The organism is Pseudodonghicola sp. (assembly GCF_048268305.1).
Lineage (GTDB): Bacteria > Pseudomonadota > Alphaproteobacteria > Rhodobacterales > Rhodobacteraceae > Pseudodonghicola.
This window is the reverse complement of the sequence record NZ_JBLWVT010000010.1, coordinates 18,429-37,848: the sequence shown is the minus strand read 5'-3', so window position 1 is coordinate 37,848 and position 19,420 is coordinate 18,429. Positions and strand designations below refer to the sequence as shown.

Genomic DNA, 19,420 nt, shown 5'->3' with positions numbered 1-19,420 from the left:
CGATAGCCGTCGTTCGCTGTTCACTCTGCGAACAACAGGAATGTCCCAACGGGGGAGAGGATCCTCGCCGAGCGACGAGGAGCCGTTGATTCAAATCTCGGTGTTTTCGGCAAGGGCCAGGGCGTCTTCTACGTCGATCCCGAGATAGCACACGGTGTTCTCGATCTTGCTATGGCCAAGCAGGATTTGAACGGCACGGAGGTTGCCCGTGGCCCTGTAGATGATCGATGCCTTCGTTCGCCGAAGGGAGTGCATGCCGTGCTCGCTTCGCATCAGGCCGACTCCCGTCACCCATTCATCGACAAGCCGAGCGTACGGTCGGGTGCTGAGATGACCGTTATGGTCGACCCGGCTCGGAAAGACGTAGTCGTTGACTGTGCCGTCCCGCCCCTCGCACACCCTCGCGCGCATCAGAGGCGGAAGCCGCCTGAGACTTCGATCCGCTGCCCGTTCACCCAGCGAAAGTCGTCGGACAGCAAAGCTGCGATGACCGGCCCCACTTCCTCGGGTCCTCCGACGCGCTCCAGCGCCGTCTGCGAGGCGATGGCCTTGTTGACCTCCGGATTGTCCCGAGTAGCGCCGCCGCTAAAATCGGTTGCTATGGCCCCCGGCGCCACGACGTTCACGGTAATGCCGCGCGGCCCGAGCTCCAGCGCCATATAGCGGGTCAGCGTCTCCACCGCCGCCTTGATCGGTCCATATATGGTCCGTCCCGGTAGGCTGAAGCGGGTAAGCCCTGAAGAGATGTTCACGATGCTGCCGCCATCGTTCATCAGCGGCAGCAGCTTCTGGGTGAGCAAATAGGGGGCCTTGAAGTGAACGGCGAACAGCGCGTCGATCTCCTCCCCGGTCCCATTCGCCAGCGTCGCGGTTGACGATGTGCCAGCATTGTTCACGAGATAATCGAAGCGATCCGCGCCCAGAGTGGCGAGCGCCTCACCGACGGCGGCGACGAAGCTGTCAAAGCTTTCTGAACGGCTCACGTCGAGCTGCAAGGCCACTGCATTTGCGCCTGCCGCCCGGACGGCTTCGACCACCTTTGCGGCTTCATCCTGCCGACTATTGTAGGTGACGATGGAAGACACGCCCCGCTCGGCGAGTCGGAGCACGGTGTTCCTGCCGATGCCGCGGCTGCTACCCGTGACGATGGCGATGCGTGCAGATGTAGACATGGTGTTTTCTCCGATTGTTTGCTTCCCTGCATATTATGATCCTCGCGCAGGACATTTAGACCGAATGATCAGACATCACTGTTCCACAGGGAGGAATAAAACGTCATGGACCGGCTAACCGCTCTTGAGCTGTTCGTGCGTATCGTGGACCGCGGAAGCTTCAGTGCTGCAGCGGCTGACCTCGGCATGTCCCGCCCTGCCGCGACGGCGACGATTCAGGCACTGGAGCGGCGGCTCGGCGCCCGCCTGCTCCACCGTACGACGCGGCAGGTTCGGCCGACGAGCGAAGGCGATGCCTATTACCGACGCTGCACGGCGATCCTCGCCGATCTGGAAGATGCGGACCAGAGCGCCTCCGGGACTGTATCCGGGCGGTTGCGCGTCGATGTCGCAGGGTCGCTTGCCAGGACCATGTTGCTGCCGGGGCTTCCCGACTTTCTGGCGCAGCATCCCCGGCTGAGCATCCATCTCAGCGAAGGCGAGCGCTACGTCGATCTCGTGCGAGAGGGGGTGGACTGCGTGGTGCGCGCAGGACCGCTCGCCGACAGCAGCATGGTCGCCCGGCGCCTTGGCACGATCGAGGAGATGACCTGCGCCAGTCCCGCCTATCTTGAGCGTTACGGCGTTCCCTTAGCGCCCGACCGGCTAGCGGGGCATCAAATGATCGGCTTCGTGTCCTCCCGCACCGGCCGACCCTTGCCTCTGGAGTTCACCGTCGATGGCGCGGTCGTGGAAGTGGCGTTGCCGGCGCGCCTGCTCGTCAGCGATGCGGACATGAGCGCCGCGGCGGCACGACTGGGGTGCGGGCTGGTGCAAGCACCGCGCTATCGCTTCGCAGATGATCTCGCATCCGGCGCCTTGGTCGAGGTCATGGCGGACTATCCGCCGGTGCCGACGCCCATATCGATCCTGTTCCCGGACAATCGGCACCTGTCGCCGAAGGTCAGGGTGTTCGTTGACTGGGCGACCGAGACGCTTGCGCCGTTTCTGTCCCGCTAAAGAGATGGACTAGCGGCTGTGAGCGGTCTCCGGACAGGTTGCGCAACATTGGCGGAACGCGTGCATGGCTGAGCATTCCTGCGAAATGATGCGCTTGAACCCGATGGTGTACCGCTGGGCGTCGACATCATGATTTACACGACGAGGGTGGCCAGCCAGTCGGACGGCGGCTCACGGTAAAAGCTGCCCTAGGGCTGGCGCGGCGCGAACGTCAAATTAGTCCCAGTTCCCGTCGTTTGATCGATCAGTCGAGCAGGTTGGAGGAACCGGTGGATCCAAAGAGCGACTGCATGTCAGCAATCGGCGGGCAAAACGGAAATACCCTGTCAAACGCCCGAAATGGCCGCCGTTAGCCACCCAAATGCCGCCGAAACCCACCGATAACCGCACAAGACCAAGTATCTTCATAATCATCAAAGGGTTATGAAGATTTCATAGTTCTCATCTTCCTCGGGCGTGGCCCGCCACCCCGTCGATTGTCGCCGACAATCGTCCATGTGCCGCCGACCACCGCATTTCTAACAGCGAGGGTGGCAGGCGAACAAAGCCGCCAGCCCCTTGCCGCCGCGATAGGCGGAGTGGTCAGCGCGATCGGTCCAAAGATTTGGTTTCCTGTTTTGGCTATCGCTGCGCGGCTTCGCCGAGCTGCGCGATATGGCCGACCAGATCGGTTGCTTCGCCGCCGGCGTTGATGGTCTCGAAATAGTCGTGCCAGCCCGATTGCGCGATGCCGGAGACAAGCGCGTCAAGCGCTGCATCGTCGGGGCAGCGCCAGACCGCGAAAAACGTCTGCGGCGCGGCATGTAGCTTGGTTTGATCGACCTTGCCGAGCGCAAGGGCTTCGACGCCGAGGGAAGCCAAGATCGGCATGGCGGAGCCGATCGCCGCAAGGAACTCTTGGCGCTCAGCATCGGACAGGTCCAGCCACGCAGGTTTCGGAGTGTAGAGTTCGGCGAGGTAGTGAGCCATGTATTGCTTCCATTTCGATGTTAACGGTCGGGGTTGATCGAACGAAGGGCACGCTTGCAGAGGCGCGCCGTCGCAGGTGATGGGCTTTCGATGGACCATCTGGCGCAGAGCGCCTGCACCCAATCCGGCCGGTCCTTCCCGGCGTCATTCAGCCAGTTGCTAACCGAATCCTGCACATAGCCGGACGGGTCTGCGCGCAGCGGTTCGAGAATCGAAAGCGCAAGCTGCGGCTGTGCCTTGAGCGCGCCGATATGCGCGCACCACACGCCGCGCGGCCGGATCGCTTCTGACGCGAAGCGGCGAATGCGCTCTGACGGATCGGCGGTCCATTCGGTCAGGGTGGCGATGGCGCTTTCAAGGTGCGCCGCGAGGTGCGGCCGGATGGCCAACCATGACCATTCCCTCACGCCGAAATGCCGGTCATCTGCATAGGGCCGTATCGCTGCAAGCCGCTCACCGAGCGGCATGTCATCGACCGCACCGATCATGAAACAGGCCCAGCCGCGCGCGGTGTCCGACGGATGCCGACCAAGCCGATCGAGAGCGGCACAGCCAAGTTTCCCGCAGATCAATCGCGCCGCAAGCGACATGCGCTTGGATATGCCCGTTGCCGCGCCGCGCTCCATTTCGGCCAAGGCATCGGCACCGATGTCCGGCAGGATATTGCGCATCAGCACGGTAAAATCGACTGCCAGACAGTCGGTCAGCGTCGCGGCCTCAACCTCTCCGGCGTTGAGACGGGCAAGGTGGTCCGGGTCAATATCCTTGATGCCGCGCCCTGCGGTCCTGGTGCCGCTCATGCGCGCGCATCCGCAGTTTGGCCAGTCTGTTGCTTGCCGGCATCCAGATTTCGCCAGATGCGTTGCAGCAGCTCGTGCAGCGTCTTGCGTTCGTCTGCCGTAAAGCCTTCAAACAGCGATGCGACCCACTGTGTATGTTCGCTGAACAGCTCGCGGGCCATCTGCCGTCCAACTTCGGTCAACGCGACAGCGATCTTGCGCCGGTCTTCGAGACCGCCGCGCCGGGCAATGAACCCGTCACGTTCAAGGCCGTCGAGAAGTCCGGTGATCGTTGCCCGCGTCACGCCCGCACGTTCGGCCAGTTCATGCGGTGATAGCCCATCGGGTTTGTCATGCAGCAGGAACAGCAGGACGAACTTGCCTTCGGACAGGCGGTGCCGCGCCAGCCGGACGGCACAATCGCGATCAATGGCGCCAGTCAATGCCAGCAGTTCAAAGCACGCGCGGATATTGTCCGTAGGCGCGATAGCCCGACGCTCGGCCTCTTCCAGCAGCGCCATGTGTTTTTGTTCAAGCATTTCTCTCATATGGCGGCAAATAATATGGTGCCTAATTAATGTCAATCATTTTGGCGGGCTATAGCGAAGACCTGGGTCTCTGTTTCGCCGGCTTCGGCCGGCCACCTCAGTCCTCAGGCAGGGTTTCCTTGGCGGATCTGTCCTCCAGCAGTCGGCGGAACAGACCGATGTGCTGTTCCGGCAGCGCCTGACGTTGTGCTTCCGAAAGATCGGTCCAATGGGCCACCGACCAGCGGTCGAGCGGTTCGAGAACCCCCATGGCGATATCGGTCAGCAGTTCCAGGGGAAGGTCGTCGCGCAGCACGCCCAACCGCTGTCCGCGCAGGATCAGCGCTTCGGTCCAGTGCCGGGTGACGTCGAACAGGGGAGTGGTGGCCGCCCCCAGTCGCGGCGTGTCGCGCAGGTGGTAGAACAGCCGCCCGAAGCGGACCAGCCAGTCGTTGTGGTCGACCAGGATGATCGCGCGGTGGTAATACTCTTCGATCGCGCTCCAGAAGGTCTCGGCGGTCAGCGCATTCAGGTCGAAGGGGCCGATCTGGTGGAACAGAACCGCCAGCGCGCGGTCGACCAGGGCGCTGAACAGATCGGCCTTGCCGCTGAACCTGTCCTGAACGGCGGGCGCGTCGATGCCGGCACGCGCGATGATATGGTCGAGCGAGGCGGCGTCGATCCCATTGGTGGCGAATTCCTCCGCCGCGGCCTGGAACAGCGCCCGTTGTTGCTCTGCGGGCAGGGGGGATGGTTGCATGCGGTCGGCCATGGGTGGGCTCCTTCTCTGACCTGTGGTGCGGGGATGCCGGGGCAGCTTGGTTATGGTGTACCACTGTATCCCGTTTTTTGCATATCTGGTTTGCAATTTGAGTTGAGGCAATAATCTGCAAGTATACACAGGGTTTTGCGAAACATTATGTGTGAGGATGCCGGTTGGGCCGTCTTCGATGATCTCGACACCTCCTTTCAGATATGGGAACAGAATGCCGACGGGCGCGGGGCCTCCTCCCCCCACCTGATCGCAGGCAACAGATTGAAGGGCGGCTCCCTCCGGGCCAGTCCGACACCCAAATTGCGAAGGACGTGTCCATGTACGAAGACCGCGTGCGGAATTCCGCGCTTCTTGACCGCATCGTCAGCCCCGAAGAGGCCGCCCTGTTGATCAAGGACGGCATGATGGTCGGCATGAGCGGTTTTACCCGGGCGGGCGAGGCCAAGGCGGTTCCGATGGCGCTGGCGGCGCGGGCGAAGACTGAGCCGTTGAAGATCACCCTGGTGACCGGGGCGTCGCTGGGCAACGATCTGGACAAGACCCTGGCCGAGGCGCATGTGCTGTCGCGCCGGATGCCGTTTCAGGCCGATCCGGCGCTGCGCAAGGCGATCAACGCCGGCGAGGTGATGTTCGTCGATCAGCACCTGTCGGAAACGGTCGAGATGTTGCGCACCCGGCAGATCGGGCCGGTGGATGTGGCGGTGATCGAGGCGGTGGCGATCACCGAACAGGGCGGCATCGTGCCGACCACCTCGGTCGGCAACTCGGCCAGCTTTGCCATCCTGGCCGAAAAGGTCATCGTCGAGATCAACCTGTCGCAATCGACCCAGCTCGAAGGGTTGCACGACATCTATATCCCGACCCATCGGCCGGTGCGGATGCCGATCCCGGTGGTGTCGCCCGAAAGCCGGGTGGGGGTGCCCTTCATCCCGATTGACCCCAACAAGATCGCGGCCATCGTCATCACCGAGAAGCTCGACAGTTCCTCGACCATCCTGCCGCCGGATGATGGCACCCGGGCAATTGCCGGCCATCTGTCCGACTTTCTGCAGAACGAGGTGAAGCGCGGCCGGCTGAGCAATTCGCTGCAGCCGCTGCAGGCCGGCATCGGCACCATCGCCAACGCGGTGCTGCATGGGCTGATCGACACGCCCTTCCACGACCTCAAGATGTATTCTGAGGTGCTGCAGGATTCGACCTTCGACCTGTTCGACGCCGGCAAGCTGGATTTCGCCTCCGGCTCCTCGATCACGTTGTCGGCGGAGAAGTACAAAGAGGTCTTCCCGCAGCTGAACAAGTACAAGTCGCGGCTGATGTTGCGCCCGCAGGAAATCTCGAACCACCCCGAGGTGGTGCGGCGGCTGGGCATCATCGGCATCAACACGGCGCTGGAGTTCGACATCTACGGCAACGTCAACTCGACCCATGTGGGCGGCACCCGGATGATGAACGGCATCGGCGGCTCGGGCGATTTCGCGCGCAACGGCTATCTGTCGATCTTCGTCACCAAGGCGACGGCGAAGGATGGCAAGATCTCCTCGGTGGTGCCGATGGTCAGCCATGTCGATCACAACGAACATGACGTCGATATTCTGGCCACCGAATTCGGCCTGGCCGATCTGCGCGGGCTGGCACCGCGGGAACGGGCGCCGCTGATCATCCAGAACTGCTGTGATCCGATCTATCGCGATCAGCTGATGGATTATTACAAGCGCGCCGTCGCGCGGGGCGGTCACACCCCGCATGTGATGGAAGAGGCGTTGTCCTGGCATGTCCGCCTGGCCGAGACCGGCAGCATGATCTGACGGATCGCGCTCAGGCCCTGAGCGCGATCTCGACACCGCAGAGGGGGAAGCTCCCGGCCTCTCCCTCTGTGCTCACCTCCAGCCCCATGGCGGTGGCGCGGTCGAGGATCGCGGGCGCCTCGGGGCTGTGCAGCTCGATCCGGGTCAGCCCGGTGGCGCCGTCTTCGGCGGGCGGGGCAAAGGCGATGCTGGCATTGCGCAGCGCCAGCCGGGGGCCATCCTGCGGCACCAATCCCAACATCATGCCCCAGCGCGCGGCGGTCGCGGCGGGGTCCGGCGATCTGACGGTGATCCCCTCCAGCCGGAACGGCGTCGCCGGCCCGATGGCACCGCCTGCCGCGCTCCACTCTCCTTCAAAGTCGCCGGCGTGATCGAAACTCGTCTCGAGAAAGCTGCCGCCGGTATCGGCCGGGTTCCATTGCAGGAAATCGGCGCCCCGGTGGCTCAGCTCCCAGGCGATGCGGATGCCGGCGGCGCTGGCGCGGTCGCGGATCGCCTGCTGCTCGGCGGCGCTCGCCACCTGGGTGATCGCCATATAGCCGCCGTCGCCGCCCTGGCGGTCGAGAAACCGCTGCAGCGGCGCCTTGGGGTTGGTCGGGGCGATCAGCTCGATGAAATCGGTGCCGATCTGGAACAGCAGGTTGCGGGCGCCGAAGCCTGCGACATCGGGGTCGGTGAAGCAGGGGGGCAGGCCGAACAGCACCTCGATCTGCGCCGCCACCCCCTCAAGATCACCGGTGGCCAGGCAAATCTGTCTCAATTGCAGGACCATGATCTTTCCTCCCTCATCGCTCCCGAGACTTGACATAGCGGCTTGGTAAAATTTATGGAACACAAAAGTTCCATTAAATATCCGATGCTGGGGAGGCGCGGAATGTCTGAACCTGATCTGCTGGTCGCGACGGAAGGGGCTGTCGCGACTTTGACCCTGAACCGCCCGTCGATGATGAACGCGCTGAGCCTCGACATGGCCGAGCGCGGGCTTGCCGCGCTGCGCGCCTTTGCCGAGGATGACGCCATCCGCGTCGTGGTGCTGACCGGCGCCGGCCCGGCCTTTTGCGCCGGTGGCGATGTTGCCCAGATGCAGGCGGCGGTGGACGGCAAGACCGACTATCACCAGACGCTGAAACAGCAGTATCTGATCCATGAATTCGCCCGGCTGCTGCATGACATGCCCAAGGTGACGGTGGCGGCGATCGACGGCCCGGCCTTCGGCGCCGGCCTGTCTCTGGCGCTGGCGACCGATCTGCGGCTCGCCTCGGACAAGGCAAGCTTCGGCACTGCCTTCGCCTCGGTCGGGCTGGACGGCGATCTGGGCATCAGCTGGACCCTGCCGCGGCTGGTGGGAGAGGCCAAGGCGAAGGAGCTGATGTTCCTGCCCGGCAAGCTGAGCGCGGCGCAGGCCAAGGAACTGGGGCTGGTGAATTTCCTTGTGAAGGCAGAGGATTACGCGACGGAGCTGGCGAATCTGACCGGCCGCCTTGCCGCCGGGCCGATGAACGCGCTGCGCTTCATCAAGGCGAATATCAACGCCTCTCACGCCGAAGGCCTGGCCGCCACGCTCGACCGCGAGGCGACCAGCCATGTCAGCCTGATGAGCGACGCCGATTTCCACGAAGGGGTGCGGGCCTTTCTGGGCAAGCGCGCGCCGGTGTTCCGATGAGCGTGCCCGATCTGGAGGCCTGCCGCGCCGAGGCGCGCGGCTGGATCGCCGAGCATTGCCCGGCCTCGGTCCGCAACCCGCTGTTGGGCGAGGAGGCGCGCTATCAGGGCGGGCCGAACTTCCCCTTCACCAATGACGAGCACCGGTCCTGGTTCGAGGCCTGTCGCGATCGCGGCTGGACCGCGCCGGACTGGGCGCGCGAGTACGGCGGTGGCGGCTATTCCCCGGCCGAGGCGGCGGTGATCTGGGACGAGATGCGCCGCGTCGATGCGATCCGGCCGCTGAATGGCACCGGCCTGTCGATGGCGGGCCCCGCCATCCTGCAGTTCGGCAGCGAGGAGGTGAAGCGCCGCTTCCTGCCGATGATCGCCAGTGGTGAGACCTGCTGGTGCCAGGGTTTCAGCGAACCCGACGCCGGATCCGATCTGGCGGGGCTCAAGACCCGGGCGGTGTCTGATGGCGATGATTACATCATCAACGGGTCGAAGATCTGGACTACCTTCGCGCATCGCTCGGACTGGATGTTCGGGCTGGTGCGCACTGATCCCAGCGTCAAGCAGCGCGGCATCACCTTCCTGCTGATCGACATGAAAACGCCGGGGATCGAGGTGCGTCCGATTCGCATGATCAACGGTCACTCGGTGTTCAACGAGGTGTTCTTTACCGACGTCCGGGTGCCCAAGGCCAATGTGGTGGGCGCCGAGAACCACGGCTGGTCGGTCGCCAAGTATCTGATGGAGCGGGAACGCGATACGGTGGCCGAATTCGGCTTCAGCGGCGATCTGGAGTTGGTGGACTACGCTCGCAAATCCGGCCTTTGGCAGGAGGGGCGGATCACCGATCCGCAGCTCAGGCTGGAGCTGGCCGAGGCCGAGGTGGACAGCTGGGCGCTCGATTGCAGCCTGCGCCGCTTCGCCGAGGAGAAGGAGGCGGGGCGCGAAAGCGGTGCCTATTCCTCGGTGTTGAAATACTGCGGCTCGCGCATCTATGCGGCGCGGGCCGAGATGGTGGTGACCCTGCTGGGGGCCGAGGGGCTTGAGTGGCGCTCGGTCCATGATGGCGACGACAAGGAGACGGCGGCGATGGCCTGGCTTCTGGCCAAGGCGGTGCCGATCCTGGGCGGAACATCGGAAATCCAGCTCAACATCATCTCCCGCGCCATCCTGAACCTGCCGAGCTGAGGAGGGCCCGACATGAGTTTGATTCTGAACGACGATCTGACCATGCTGGCGGAAAGCGCGGCGGGGTTCCTGCGGGCGGAGGCGCCGGTGGGCGCGATCCGGCGGCTGCGCGAGGCGGGGCAGGGGCATGATCCGGCCATCTGGCGGCAGATGGTCGACATGGGCTGGCCGGCGGCGGCGCTGCCCGAGGCCTATGGCGGGCTCGGCTTCGGTTATCGCGGGCTTGGCGTGCTGATGGAGGAGATGGGCCGCAACCTGACCGCCGCGCCGCTTTACACCTCTGCCTTCGTGGCGGCGCCGCTGATCCTGCGCGGCGGCTCCGAGACGCAGAAGGCCGATCTTTTGCCGCCCATCGCGGCGGGGGAGCTGACGCTGAGCCTGGCGGTGGACGAGATGCCGCAGCACGCGCCCGAGCGGATCGCCATGGTGGCGCGGCCGGCGGGCGGCGGCTTCGTTCTGTCGGGCCGCAAGCTCTTCGTGCCGGATGTGGCGACGGCGGATCGCTTCATCGTCGCGGCCCGGCCCGAGGGCGGCGCGGGGCTGCTTCTGCTGCTGGTCGCGCGCGACGCGCCGGGGCTGGCGATCGAGCCGCTGTCGCTGGTGGACGAGCGCAGCTATGGCCGGCTGGTGTTCGACGGCGTGGTCGCGACCGAGGTGATCGGCACGGCGGCCGAGGGGGAGGCGGTGCTGGCCCATGCGCTGGCGGTCGCCAATATCGGGCTGGCGGCCGAGCTTTACGGCATCGCCCGGCAGGCGCATGACCTGACGGTCGACTACCTCAAGCAGCGCAAGCAGTTCGGTGTGCTGATCGGCAGTTTCCAGGCATTGCAGCATCGCGCCAGCCATATGGCGGCGGAGCTTGAGATGGCGCTCTCCGCGCTGCGCGTGGCGCTCTTGGCGATCGACGAGGGCGATCCCCGGTTGGAGCTGATCGCCAGCGCCGCCAAGCTGAAGCTGTCGCGGCTGGCGCATCTGGTCACCGCCGAGGCGATCCAGATGCATGGCGGCATGGGCATGACGGACGAGGCCGACATCGGCTTCTACCTCAAGCGCGCGCGGGTGGCGCAGCAGCTTTATGGCGGCCGCTCCTATCACGCCGACCGCTACGCGGCGTTGAAGGGTTACTGACTGCCGTCACCGGCCCCGGGCGCCCGCAGGGCAGAGAGCAATTGGCCGATCAAGGCCACCGCGCTTTGCCGGCGGATCTCGGGGTCGATTTCCGTCTCGGTCAGCCCGACCAGGATATGTTCGATGCCGCTGATGATCGCCGCCAGCAGCAAGGGCTCGGGCCGGGGGTAACCGGCGGCGTCGATCATGTCGGTGAGCAGGTCCAGAAAGAAGGCGTCCTTCTCCCGCCAGAGGTCGGCATGCGCCTCGCTCCGGCCCAGATCGCGCAGCAGCACGGTCAGGAAGGGGCCGGCCTCAAAGGCCACCTCCACATCCGTCTCGATGATCCGGCGCAGCCGTTCCTGCGGCGGCAGGTCGGCTTCGAACCCCTGCGGCACCGCGCGCAGCCGACGCTGGGCATAGTCCAGATGCCGCGCGACCAGCCGGCGATAGAGCTGATCCTTGTTGCTGAACCGGCGATAGAAATGGGTCCGCGACACGCCGGCGGCCTGCAGGATATCCTCGATCCGGCAGGCGGCATAGCCCTGCGCGGCAAAGGCGCGGGCGGCGCCCTTGAGGATGGCGCGGTCGATGCTGCTGCCGCGCGGGCGGCCGCGTTTTCTGGGGGTATCGGGGGCGGTGGACGTCATGGCCAAAGCCTAGCATTCCCGCGCCGCGACGGTAAGGGGCGCAACGCAAAGGGGCGCCCCGAAGGACGCCCCTGAAGCCAATCCACGCGGGGCGGATCAGAACATCGCGCGCGGCAGCCAGAGCACCAGCGCCGGGAAGGCCACCAACAGCACCAGCCGGGTGAAATCGGCCAGGATGAAGGGCAGGATGCCCTTCACCACGGTGGAGAGCGGCACATTGCCCGCCGCCGCCTGCACCACGAAGAGGTTCATCCCGATCGGCGGGGTGATCAGCCCGATCTCGGCCACGGTGACGACGACGATGCCGAACCAGACGAGGTTATAGTCAAGCTCCAGCGCCACCGGGGCCAGCAGCGGCACCGTCAGCAGGATCATCGACATCGAATCCATGAAGCAGCCCAGCACCACGTAGAAGATCAGGATCAGCACCATCACCGCCAGCGGGCTGAGGCCCGAGGTTTGGATCTGTTCGATCAGCATCTGCGGCAGGCCGGTCTCCTCGAGGAAGGAGTTGAACAGCGCGGCACCGATCAGGATGAAGAAGATCATGCCGGTCAGCCCCGCGGTCTCGAAGACCGAGGAGCGCAGCGCCTGGAGGGTCAGCCCGCCCGAGGCCAGCGCCAGCAGAAAGGCGCCCACCGCACCGACGGCCGCCGCCTCGGTGGGAGAGAACCAGCCGAGGTAGATGCCGCCGATCACCACCCCGAACAACAGCACCACCGGCCAGATTTGTCCGAGGAACCGGAACCGCGCGCCCCAGCCCATGCGTTCCGCCTTGGGGGCGAGGCCGGGGTTCATCTGCACCCGGATGATGATCGCCAGCGCATAGAGCAGGGCGCCGAGGATGCCGGGGATCAGCGCGCCGATGAAAAGCTGGCCGATCGAGCTTTGGGTCAGAAGCCCATAGACCACCAGCAGCACCGAGGGTGGGATCAGCACGCCCAGCGTGCCGCCGGCTGCCACCGTGGCGGTGGACAGGGATTCGTCATAGCCGTGGCGCTTCATCTCGGGCAGGGCGACGCGGCCGATGGTGGCGACGGTTGCCAGCGAGCTGCCGCAGATCGCGCCGAAGAAGGCGCTGGCGCCCACCGCCGTCACCGCCAGCCCGCCGCGGCGGTGGCCGATAAAGCTGTTGATCACGTCGAACAGCGACCGCGACAGCCCGGCATGGGAGGCGAAGACCCCCATCATCACGAAGAGCGGGATCACCGAGAAGGAATAGGGAAAGATCGATTCGAAGGGGCTGGAGCCGATGATATAGGCGGCGCCCATCCAGCCGTTCATCCACCAATAGCCCAGGATGCCGATGGCCCCCATCGAGATCGCCACCGGCAGGCCGAGCGCGATCAGCCCGAGGGCGGCGACAAAGCCCAGAAGGCCCAGGACGGGATCGCTCATGCCTGGGACTCCTTCTTTTTCAGGCTGTCAGAGAGTTGCACCAGCACCCCGATCAGCGAGGCGGCGAGACCGACCAGCAGCGGATACCAGTACCAGGCGATCGGAATGCCCAGCTGTTGCGAGCGGTCGCCGAACATGGTGCGCACCTTGAAGGTGTCGAAGCCGTACCACAGCATCAGCCCGATCAGCACCAGCGCCACCAGGGCGGCCAGAACTTTCAGCGGCGCCGCGGCGGCGGCGGGCAGCATGTTCAGCACGAAATCGACGCTGACATGGGCGGCGGACTGAAATGCAAAGGGCATCACCAGCCAGGCGCCGGCGACGACGAAAAGCTGGACCAGATCGACCACGCCCTCGATCGGCATGCCGAGGTTGCGGCCGACGATATCGGCCACCGTCACCACGGCGGCCGCGGCATAGGCGAGCACGCCGATCACGGCGAGCATCGACACCAGCCGTCGCGGCAGGGTCTTCAGGGTGTTCACAGCGGTGTTCCTCCTCTTGAACGGAAACCGGCCCGGGTGGTCTTGCCACTCGGGCCGGGGCGGGATCAGCGGGTCTTGGCCTTAGTGCGCGGCATCGTATTCCGCGACCTTGGCTTTCATCGTGTCGTAGATTTCCTGGGCGTTGTCGACGCCCGCGGCTTTCACCTGCTCGACATATTTCGCCATCATCGGCTGCAGCGCCTCGCGCCAGCGGTCGCGTTCCTCAGGCGAGAGCGTGGTGATCTCGTGGCCGGCGGCAATGGCTTCCTGACGGCCGGGTTCATCCCACTTGTCCCACCAGGGGCCGAACTTCGGCTCAAGCGCGTCGCCCGAATACTTGTCGATGCAGGCCTGCGCCTCGGGGCTCAGCTTATTGTACGACCGTTCGTTCATCACGAAGAAGAACGAGACGGTATAGACGCCGGCTTCCAGGTGATATTTCAGCACTTCGTTCAGGCCGAAGGATTTGACCGGATCCCAGGGGAACACGGTGCCGTCCAGAACGCCGCGCTGGAGGTTCTCGTAAACCTCCCCGGGCGGCAGGCCCTGCGGCGTGGCGCCGAGGTAGGAGAGCATCTCGGATACCGCCGGCGAGGGGGTGCGGATGCGCAGATCCTTCAGGTCCTCCATGGTCTCCACCTTCTTGGTGGCGGTATGGATGACGCCGGGGTTATGGGCGAAGAGCCCCAGAACCTTCATGCCCTTGTAGTCGTCGGCCAGTTCGTTCGGCAGCATCGACCACAGCGCATAGGTCGCCGAGGCGGCGCTGTCGGTCAGAAACGGCATGTCGATCAGCGAGGTGCGCGGGAAGCGGCCGCGCGGAATGCCGGTCAGACCGAGCGCGATGTCGACGACACCGGCCATTACCTGTTCCTGCTGACGCGCGACGTTGCCCAGCTGGGTGCCGCCCGGGAAGATGTCGAATTCGACCTCGCCACCGGTGCATTCGGTGACTTCCTGCGCCCAAGGTACCACGAAATCGGTGTGCAGCCCGTGGACGGTGGGCAGATAGTGGCTGATTTTCAGCTTGGTCTTGGCTTCGGCGCTGACCGCGCCGGTAACGGCCAGAACGGCGGAGAGTGCCGCTCCCGCCAAGAGGTTGGGTTTCAGTTTCATCTGTGATCCTCCCTGTCGTGATCCAGTCTTGGGTTGCCTTCAAAAGCTGCCTTGGCCGGGCCGACGTCAGAGCGCCAGCTTGATCCGGCCGCCGTTCTTCGCGCGCGAACAGCAGGTCATCATACGTCGATTCTCGGCCCGCTCGCCGCGGGTCAGCACCATGTCGCGGTGGTCGATGTCGCCCTCGATCACGGTGACTTCGCAACTGCCGCAAAGCCCCTCGCAGCAGTCCGAGGCGACGTCGATGCCGGCCGCCAGAATGGCGTCGAGCAAGGTCTGATCGGCGGCCACCTGCAGCGTCAGGCCGGAGTCCTTCAGCTCTACCTCGAAGCCCTGCTCCTTCTCGGGGTCGAGACCGGTGTCATGGGCGCTGAAATGTTCGAAGTGGAAGGTTCCCTCGGGCCTGTCGGCGGTCAGGTCTTCCAGCGCGGTGATCATCCGCTCCGGCCCGCAGCAATAGATCTGGCCGCCCTCGGGCAGGGCCGCCACGATGGCCGCCAGATCGGCGCGGGTGCCGTCGTCCGTGGTATGGACCTGCAGATGCGCGCCGTGATCGGCCTCAAACCGGTCGAGCAGCGCCATGGTCGCGCGCGAGCGGCCGCAATAGTGGATGGCATAGGGCTTCCCCAGCGCCTTCAGCCGGTCGGCCATGGCGATGATCGGGGTGATGCCGATGCCGCCGGCGATCAGCACATGGGCCGGCGCCTCCTCGTCCAGACGGAAAAGGTTGCTGGGACCGCGCAGGCGCAGCTCCATCCCCTCGCGCAGGTGATCGTGAATATAGCGCGAGCCGCCGCGGCCCTCCTCCTCGCGCAGGATGGCGAGGTCATAGCCCGAGGCATCGGCCCGACCGCAGAGCGAATACTTGCGGTCATAGCCGTCCAGCACCAGTTCGACATGGGCGCCGGCGCTCCAGCGCGGCAACGGGCGGCCCTTGGCGTCTTCCAGCGTCAGCCCGACGATGCCCTCGGCCTCTTGCCGCACTTGGGCGACGCGGACCTTGCGGGCGATGTCACGCCGCGACGGCGCGCCGACCGGGAAATAGAGGTGATCATGCGCCAGTTGCGGATGCTCGTTCTCCGGGTTCAGCGCCGGATCCCATTCGACCCAGACATGATCGGGGCCGCGGAACGAGGTATTGGGCAGATAGGTGAACTCCTGCTCGGCCAGCCGCAGGTGGGGCAGGCGGCGGGTCATCTCCTCAAGGAAGATGCGCATCTCCATCCGGCCGATGTTCTTGCCCATGCACTGGTGGCTGCCATAGCCGAAGGTCAGGTGGTCGATGGCATTGTCGCGATAGATGTCGAATTTCTCGCCATCCTCGAAATGCCGCTCATCCTGGTTGGCCGAGGCCTGCACGATCAGCAGCTTGGCGCCCTCCGGCAGGTCGACGTCGCCGACGCGCGCCGGCGCAGTGGTCTGCCGCCGCCAGGCGACGATCGAGCCGGCATAGCGCAGGCATTCCTCGACCGCGTTCGGAATGAGGCTCGGGTCGGCGCAGATATCGTCCCAAGCCTCGCGGTTGCTCAGCAGCGTCTTGAACATATTGGCCGAGGCGAGCGAGGTGGTCTCATGCGCCGCCACGATGATCGCCATCATCATCGAATGCACATAGCTGTCGGTGACCACGTCGGGCATGATGGCGTTCTTGCGGATGGTCTCGTGCATCCAGCCGGTGCCCTCGGGCTCCTGCTTCATCTTCTCGATGATCTTGCCGGCATAGGCCCAGAACTGGCCGACGTCATGGGCGATGGCGACCTGCTGGTCGTCGGTGGGCTTGCCCCAGGTATTGACCGAATGCGCCACCGAGAAGGTGCGCAGAACCGCGATCTCGTCTTCCGGTACGCCGAGGAAATGCAGCGCCACGTTCAGCGGCACCTCGTAGAGCATGGCGTCGACCAGATCGACCCGGCCCTCGTTGATGAAGGCGTCCATCTTCTCACGGGTCAGGCGGCGGACCATCTCCTGGTGCTTTTCCAGGTTGGCGGGGATGAAGTGATCCATCAAGGCCCGGCGGCGCTCCATATGCGCCGGCTCGTCCTCGTTCACCATGGTGCGGTTCATGGCGTAGCCATAGCCTTTGAGCACTTCCATCGCCTCGGGCGTGGCGGGGGTGATCTTTTCCAGCACGTTCTTGGGCGAGAACAGGATGCCGTCGCGGAACACCGCCTTGATGTCCTCGTAACGGCTGACCACCCAATAGCCCAGCTTGGGGCTGTAGAAGACGGGAAGCTGGTCGCGCGACCAGCGCAGCGCCTCGGCCGGGTCGAGTTGATAGGGACCCTCGAAGGCGTCGAAGGCTTCGGCCATCTGTGACACCGGGCAGCCGGAGGTTGCGGCGGCATGCATCGGGCAGCCGCTGGGGATCTGCTGTGTCTGTTGCGGGGTCTTCGTCATCTGTCCCTCCTCCCTGGCGGCACTTGTTTTACGAATAGTGAACAAGTGTTGACTGATAGTGGATCTACGGTGCATGTTATCCGTCTGTCAATCCCGCTTGCCGGGGCTTTCGCAATTTTGCTAAAGCCGGCGCCGGTCCGGGGGGAACATTCAAAGCGGGAGAGGAGCCGGGAATGTCGAGCGGCAAGCTTCAGACATTGGATCGCGGGATTGCCCTGCTGATGCAGGTGGCGCGCAGCGGTGGCGGTCTGAAGATCGCCGATCTGGCCGATCAGCTCGGGCTGCATCGGGCGATCGCCTATCGCATCGTGGCCACGCTGACCGATCACGGAATGGTGACCCGTCTGCCCGACGGCCGGATCGTGCTGGGCAGCGGTGCCATCGTGCTGGGCGTGCATGCCGAGGGCAGCCTGCGCGCAATGGCCCGTCCGGTGGTCGAGGAACTGGCGGCCGAGACCGGGTGTTCCGCCTTTCTGTCGATGGCGCAGGGCGAAGATTGCGTGGCGATTCTGTCGACCGAACCTCCCGAGGCCTTTCTCAACGTGCATTACCGCGTCGGCACCCGCCATCCGCTGGGGCGCGGCGCCTCGGGTATCGCGATCCTTGCCAGCCGGCCGGAACAGCCCTGCGAGTCCGAGGCGATCCGTGCCGCGCGCCGCCTCGGCTATGCCGTCACCCGCGGAGAACTGCAGAAAAGCGCCATCGGCATATCCAGCCCGGTGCGCATCTGCACCGAAGGGTTGGAGGGGCCGCGGTTCGAGGGGATGGAATTCTCGATCGGGGTGGTCGCGCTCGACAATCTCGATGTCGAGCGGGTCGGCGCCGCGGTGCAGGCCGCCGCTGGCGTGCTGTCGGACCGGCTCTGCCGCCGGGGCTAGGGGTCAGACGCCGACCGAGGGGCCGCGCTCCCGGGTCATCCGCTTGCTGAGATAGCTGGCCGAAATCACCGTGGCGAGAATCCGGAACAGGTGATGCGCCGCCACCAGCACCGGATCGGCGCCGAGGCTAAGCGCGATCAGGCTCATCTCGGTGATGCCGCCGGGGGCGAAGCTGATCATCAGCGTTTCCAGCGGGATCGGCACCAGATGCGTCAACAGCAGCGATATGCCGCCGCCCAGCACCAGCATCCCGGCGACCGAGAGCAACGCCAGGCCAAAGCCTTTCACGATATGCCGGATCGTCGAGCGGGCGAACATCGCCCCCAGCCCGGCGCCCACCACCAGCTGCGCCGCCGCCAGCAATGGCCCCGGTCCGTTCACCTCCCAAACACCGGTGACATGCAGCAGCGCCGACAGCAGGAGCGGCCCCATGATCGCCCAGGCCGGCAATCTCAGCACCTTGCCCAGCCAGAGCCCGGCGGGCACGATCACCAGAAAGGACAGCCAGTCGATCAGATCGGCCGGCTTGTGCTCAAGGCTGATGCCGGCGGCGCTGCCCACCGCATGGCCGGTCCAGAGCATGAGCACGGTCGGCACGCTGATCACCACCACCACGACGCGCATGAATTGCTGCAGGCTGAGCGTCTCGACATCGCCGCCTGCCTGTTCGCCCAGGGCGACCGCCTCGAGCAGGCCACCGGGAAGGGCGGAATAGAGCGCGGTCGGCTGGTCATAGCCGCCGATCCGCCGGAACAGCGCGAAGTTCAGCCCCCAGGCGGTGGCGATGAAAAGGCCCATCGCCAGGAAGGACAGCGCCAGACTGGGCGCGAGGCCCAGCAGCGAGGGGGTGAAGCCGCTGCCGATCATGGCGCCGATGACGCCGATGAAGGTGGTGCGGAACGGGCGCGGGAACCACAGCCGCCGGCCCATCCGGGCATAGAGGAACAACGACAGCGCCGCGCTGGTGGTCAGGCTGCCCAGCAGGTTGGGGATCGGCAGCCCCAGATGCCGCGCGCCCCAGGCGCCGGCGGCGGCAAGCGCCAGGATCAGCCCCAGTTGGCCAAATTTCTTCGCGATGTCGACGGGCCGCGCCGGCGGCAGGGAAAGCGGAGTCATATGCGCATCAATACGGTTTGGCGCGCAGGCGTCCAGTCGGATCGGATCGAAAGGGGCGGCAAGGGGCGATCAGCTCACATGCAGGGCAAAGCTTGCCAGCAGGGCGAACAGCGCCGCCACCAGCGCCACCAGCAGGGCGCCGGCGCCTTCGCTTTCGTCATCGCTCTCCTCGTCGGAGTTGATCGCCCGGCGCAGCGCGCGCATCCGCAGATAGGCGATCAGCACCACCAGGGCGCCGGCTCCCAGCAGCACCACATCCGACCAGATCGGGGCGGGCTCGGCGCTGAGCTTGCCAGCGCCGAGACCGAAGCCGACGATGGCGATCACGGTTCTGACCCAGGCCAGAAAGGTCCGTTCGTTGGAGGAATGGTCGGCATACTTTGGAATCATCGCACGACCCTCC

Annotated in this window: 20 protein-coding genes; 6 read left to right on the top strand and 14 right to left on the bottom strand. The window is 65.2% G+C overall.

The genetic code is table 11. The annotated features are described in order from the left end of the window. Positions 1-90 precede the first annotated feature (90 nt). On the bottom strand, positions 91-411 hold the full coding sequence (locus ACN0V4_RS18295; RefSeq protein ID WP_417678775.1) for a tyrosine-type recombinase/integrase: 321 nt from the start codon (positions 409-411) through the stop codon (positions 91-93). After that, a complete protein-coding gene (locus tag ACN0V4_RS18290) occupies positions 411-1,172 on the bottom strand; it encodes an SDR family NAD(P)-dependent oxidoreductase (RefSeq protein ID WP_417678773.1) in 762 nt (253 codons plus the stop codon). Before ACN0V4_RS18290 ends, ACN0V4_RS18295 begins: the two co-directional genes overlap by 1 nt. A gap of 105 nt (positions 1,173-1,277) precedes the next feature. On the opposite strand from ACN0V4_RS18290, the gene ACN0V4_RS18285 reads away from it, so the two are divergent. Next, the gene (locus ACN0V4_RS18285) at positions 1,278-2,171 is read left to right on the top strand and encodes a LysR family transcriptional regulator (RefSeq protein WP_417678771.1); all 894 of its coding nucleotides are present in this window, start codon (positions 1,278-1,280) and stop codon (positions 2,169-2,171) included. A gap of 621 nt (positions 2,172-2,792) precedes the next feature. Here the strand turns inward: ACN0V4_RS18285 and ACN0V4_RS18280 are convergent. The 4 genes from ACN0V4_RS18280 to ACN0V4_RS18265 form a co-directional block, all read right to left on the bottom strand. Continuing rightward, entirely contained in the window at positions 2,793-3,140 is a 348-nt protein-coding gene (locus tag ACN0V4_RS18280) for a DUF6616 family protein (protein ID WP_417678769.1), read from the bottom strand. 20 nt (positions 3,141-3,160) lie between these two features. Beyond that, a complete protein-coding gene (locus ACN0V4_RS18275) occupies positions 3,161-3,940 on the bottom strand; it encodes a DNA alkylation repair protein (RefSeq protein ID WP_417678767.1) in 780 nt (259 codons plus the stop codon). After that, the gene (locus tag ACN0V4_RS18270; protein WP_417678765.1) at positions 3,937-4,458 is read right to left on the bottom strand and encodes a MarR family winged helix-turn-helix transcriptional regulator; all 522 of its coding nucleotides are present in this window, start codon (positions 4,456-4,458) and stop codon (positions 3,937-3,939) included. The genes ACN0V4_RS18275 and ACN0V4_RS18270 overlap by 4 nt, the downstream gene beginning before the upstream one ends. Before the next feature lie 106 nt (positions 4,459-4,564). After that, entirely contained in the window at positions 4,565-5,218 is a 654-nt protein-coding gene (locus ACN0V4_RS18265; RefSeq protein WP_417678763.1) for a TetR/AcrR family transcriptional regulator, read from the bottom strand. Positions 5,219-5,538: 320 nt separating this feature from the next. On the opposite strand from ACN0V4_RS18265, the gene ACN0V4_RS18260 reads away from it, so the two are divergent. After that, positions 5,539-7,026, top strand: a complete 1,488-nt coding sequence (locus ACN0V4_RS18260) for an acetyl-CoA hydrolase/transferase family protein (RefSeq protein WP_417678761.1) — start codon at positions 5,539-5,541, stop codon at positions 7,024-7,026. A gap of 10 nt (positions 7,027-7,036) precedes the next feature. Here ACN0V4_RS18260 and ACN0V4_RS18255 read toward each other — a convergent pair whose 3' ends face one another. Continuing rightward, complete coding sequence (locus ACN0V4_RS18255) at positions 7,037-7,798, bottom strand: VOC family protein (protein WP_417678759.1); 762 nt, start codon at positions 7,796-7,798, stop codon at positions 7,037-7,039. A gap of 102 nt (positions 7,799-7,900) precedes the next feature. Between ACN0V4_RS18255 and ACN0V4_RS18250 the strand changes: the two genes are divergently transcribed. From ACN0V4_RS18250 to ACN0V4_RS18240, 3 genes are read left to right on the top strand one after another with little or no spacing between them, the layout of a single operon-like run. Continuing rightward, on the top strand, positions 7,901-8,689 hold the full coding sequence (locus tag ACN0V4_RS18250; protein ID WP_417678757.1) for an enoyl-CoA hydratase-related protein: 789 nt from the start codon (positions 7,901-7,903) through the stop codon (positions 8,687-8,689). After that, entirely contained in the window at positions 8,686-9,870 is a 1,185-nt protein-coding gene (locus ACN0V4_RS18245; RefSeq protein WP_417678755.1) for an acyl-CoA dehydrogenase family protein, read from the top strand. Before ACN0V4_RS18250 ends, ACN0V4_RS18245 begins: the two co-directional genes overlap by 4 nt. Positions 9,871-9,882: 12 nt before the next feature. Then, positions 9,883-10,998 carry an acyl-CoA dehydrogenase family protein gene (locus ACN0V4_RS18240; RefSeq protein ID WP_417678753.1) on the top strand — a complete coding sequence of 372 codons (1,116 nt, stop codon included), beginning with the start codon at positions 9,883-9,885 and terminating at the stop codon, positions 10,996-10,998. On the opposite strand, the gene ACN0V4_RS18235 is transcribed toward ACN0V4_RS18240, so the two are convergent. The 5 genes from ACN0V4_RS18235 to ACN0V4_RS18215 all read right to left on the bottom strand — a co-directional run bounded on the left by ACN0V4_RS18235 (position 10,992) and on the right by ACN0V4_RS18215 (position 17,023). Beyond that, positions 10,992-11,627, bottom strand: a complete 636-nt coding sequence (locus tag ACN0V4_RS18235) for a TetR/AcrR family transcriptional regulator (RefSeq protein ID WP_417678751.1) — start codon at positions 11,625-11,627, stop codon at positions 10,992-10,994. The two genes, ACN0V4_RS18240 and ACN0V4_RS18235, sit on opposite strands and share 7 nt — an antisense overlap. Positions 11,628-11,723: 96 nt before the next feature. Continuing rightward, entirely contained in the window at positions 11,724-13,025 is a 1,302-nt protein-coding gene (locus ACN0V4_RS18230; RefSeq protein WP_417678749.1) for a TRAP transporter large permease, read from the bottom strand. Beyond that, complete coding sequence (locus ACN0V4_RS18225) at positions 13,022-13,510, bottom strand: TRAP transporter small permease (RefSeq protein ID WP_417678747.1); 489 nt, start codon at positions 13,508-13,510, stop codon at positions 13,022-13,024. Before ACN0V4_RS18225 ends, ACN0V4_RS18230 begins: the two co-directional genes overlap by 4 nt. Positions 13,511-13,591: 81 nt before the next feature. Beyond that, entirely contained in the window at positions 13,592-14,626 is a 1,035-nt protein-coding gene (locus ACN0V4_RS18220) for a TRAP transporter substrate-binding protein (protein ID WP_417678745.1), read from the bottom strand. Between the two features lie 66 nt (positions 14,627-14,692). Next, positions 14,693-17,023, bottom strand: a complete 2,331-nt coding sequence (locus tag ACN0V4_RS18215; RefSeq protein WP_417678743.1) for a cytochrome P450/oxidoreductase — start codon at positions 17,021-17,023, stop codon at positions 14,693-14,695. Between the two features lie 173 nt (positions 17,024-17,196). Between ACN0V4_RS18215 and ACN0V4_RS18210 the strand changes: the two genes are divergently transcribed. Beyond that, positions 17,197-17,901 carry an IclR family transcriptional regulator gene (locus ACN0V4_RS18210; RefSeq protein WP_417678741.1) on the top strand — a complete coding sequence of 235 codons (705 nt, stop codon included), beginning with the start codon at positions 17,197-17,199 and terminating at the stop codon, positions 17,899-17,901. Positions 17,902-17,904: 3 nt separating this feature from the next. Here the strand turns inward: ACN0V4_RS18210 and ACN0V4_RS18205 are convergent, their stop codons facing one another. Together ACN0V4_RS18205 and ACN0V4_RS18200 are read right to left on the bottom strand one after the other, a co-directional pair. Beyond that, positions 17,905-19,017, bottom strand: coding sequence for an AbrB family transcriptional regulator (locus tag ACN0V4_RS18205; RefSeq protein ID WP_417678740.1), 1,113 nt, complete (start codon positions 19,015-19,017; stop codon positions 17,905-17,907). Positions 19,018-19,086: 69 nt separating this feature from the next. Continuing rightward, entirely contained in the window at positions 19,087-19,407 is a 321-nt protein-coding gene (locus ACN0V4_RS18200; RefSeq protein ID WP_417678738.1) for a YidH family protein, read from the bottom strand. Positions 19,408-19,420 lie beyond the last annotated feature (13 nt).

Bases quoted from the DNA above. Each gene is read 5' to 3' on its own strand.
- ACN0V4_RS18295 (WP_417678775.1), bottom strand. From the start codon at position 411: ATGCGCGCGAGGGTGTGCGAGGGGCGGGACGGCACAGTCAACGACTAC.
- ACN0V4_RS18290 (WP_417678773.1), bottom strand. From the start codon at position 1,172: ATGTCTACATCTGCACGCATCGCCATCGTCACGGGTAGCAGCCGCGGC.
- ACN0V4_RS18285 (WP_417678771.1), top strand. From the start codon at position 1,278: ATGGACCGGCTAACCGCTCTTGAGCTGTTCGTGCGTATCGTGGACCGC.
- ACN0V4_RS18280 (WP_417678769.1), bottom strand. From the start codon at position 3,140: ATGGCTCACTACCTCGCCGAACTCTACACTCCGAAACCTGCGTGGCTG.
- ACN0V4_RS18275 (WP_417678767.1), bottom strand. From the start codon at position 3,940: ATGAGCGGCACCAGGACCGCAGGGCGCGGCATCAAGGATATTGACCCG.
- ACN0V4_RS18270 (WP_417678765.1), bottom strand. From the start codon at position 4,458: ATGCTTGAACAAAAACACATGGCGCTGCTGGAAGAGGCCGAGCGTCGG.
- ACN0V4_RS18265 (WP_417678763.1), bottom strand. From the start codon at position 5,218: ATGGCCGACCGCATGCAACCATCCCCCCTGCCCGCAGAGCAACAACGG.
- ACN0V4_RS18260 (WP_417678761.1), top strand. From the start codon at position 5,539: ATGTACGAAGACCGCGTGCGGAATTCCGCGCTTCTTGACCGCATCGTC.
- ACN0V4_RS18255 (WP_417678759.1), bottom strand. From the start codon at position 7,798: ATGGTCCTGCAATTGAGACAGATTTGCCTGGCCACCGGTGATCTTGAG.
- ACN0V4_RS18250 (WP_417678757.1), top strand. From the start codon at position 7,901: ATGTCTGAACCTGATCTGCTGGTCGCGACGGAAGGGGCTGTCGCGACT.
- ACN0V4_RS18245 (WP_417678755.1), top strand. From the start codon at position 8,686: ATGAGCGTGCCCGATCTGGAGGCCTGCCGCGCCGAGGCGCGCGGCTGG.
- ACN0V4_RS18240 (WP_417678753.1), top strand. From the start codon at position 9,883: ATGAGTTTGATTCTGAACGACGATCTGACCATGCTGGCGGAAAGCGCG.
- ACN0V4_RS18235 (WP_417678751.1), bottom strand. From the start codon at position 11,627: ATGACGTCCACCGCCCCCGATACCCCCAGAAAACGCGGCCGCCCGCGC.
- ACN0V4_RS18230 (WP_417678749.1), bottom strand. From the start codon at position 13,025: ATGAGCGATCCCGTCCTGGGCCTTCTGGGCTTTGTCGCCGCCCTCGGG.
- ACN0V4_RS18220 (WP_417678745.1), bottom strand. From the start codon at position 14,626: ATGAAACTGAAACCCAACCTCTTGGCGGGAGCGGCACTCTCCGCCGTT.
- ACN0V4_RS18215 (WP_417678743.1), bottom strand. From the start codon at position 17,023: ATGACGAAGACCCCGCAACAGACACAGCAGATCCCCAGCGGCTGCCCG.
- ACN0V4_RS18210 (WP_417678741.1), top strand. From the start codon at position 17,197: ATGTCGAGCGGCAAGCTTCAGACATTGGATCGCGGGATTGCCCTGCTG.
- ACN0V4_RS18205 (WP_417678740.1), bottom strand. From the start codon at position 19,017: ATGACTCCGCTTTCCCTGCCGCCGGCGCGGCCCGTCGACATCGCGAAG.
- ACN0V4_RS18200 (WP_417678738.1), bottom strand. From the start codon at position 19,407: ATGATTCCAAAGTATGCCGACCATTCCTCCAACGAACGGACCTTTCTG.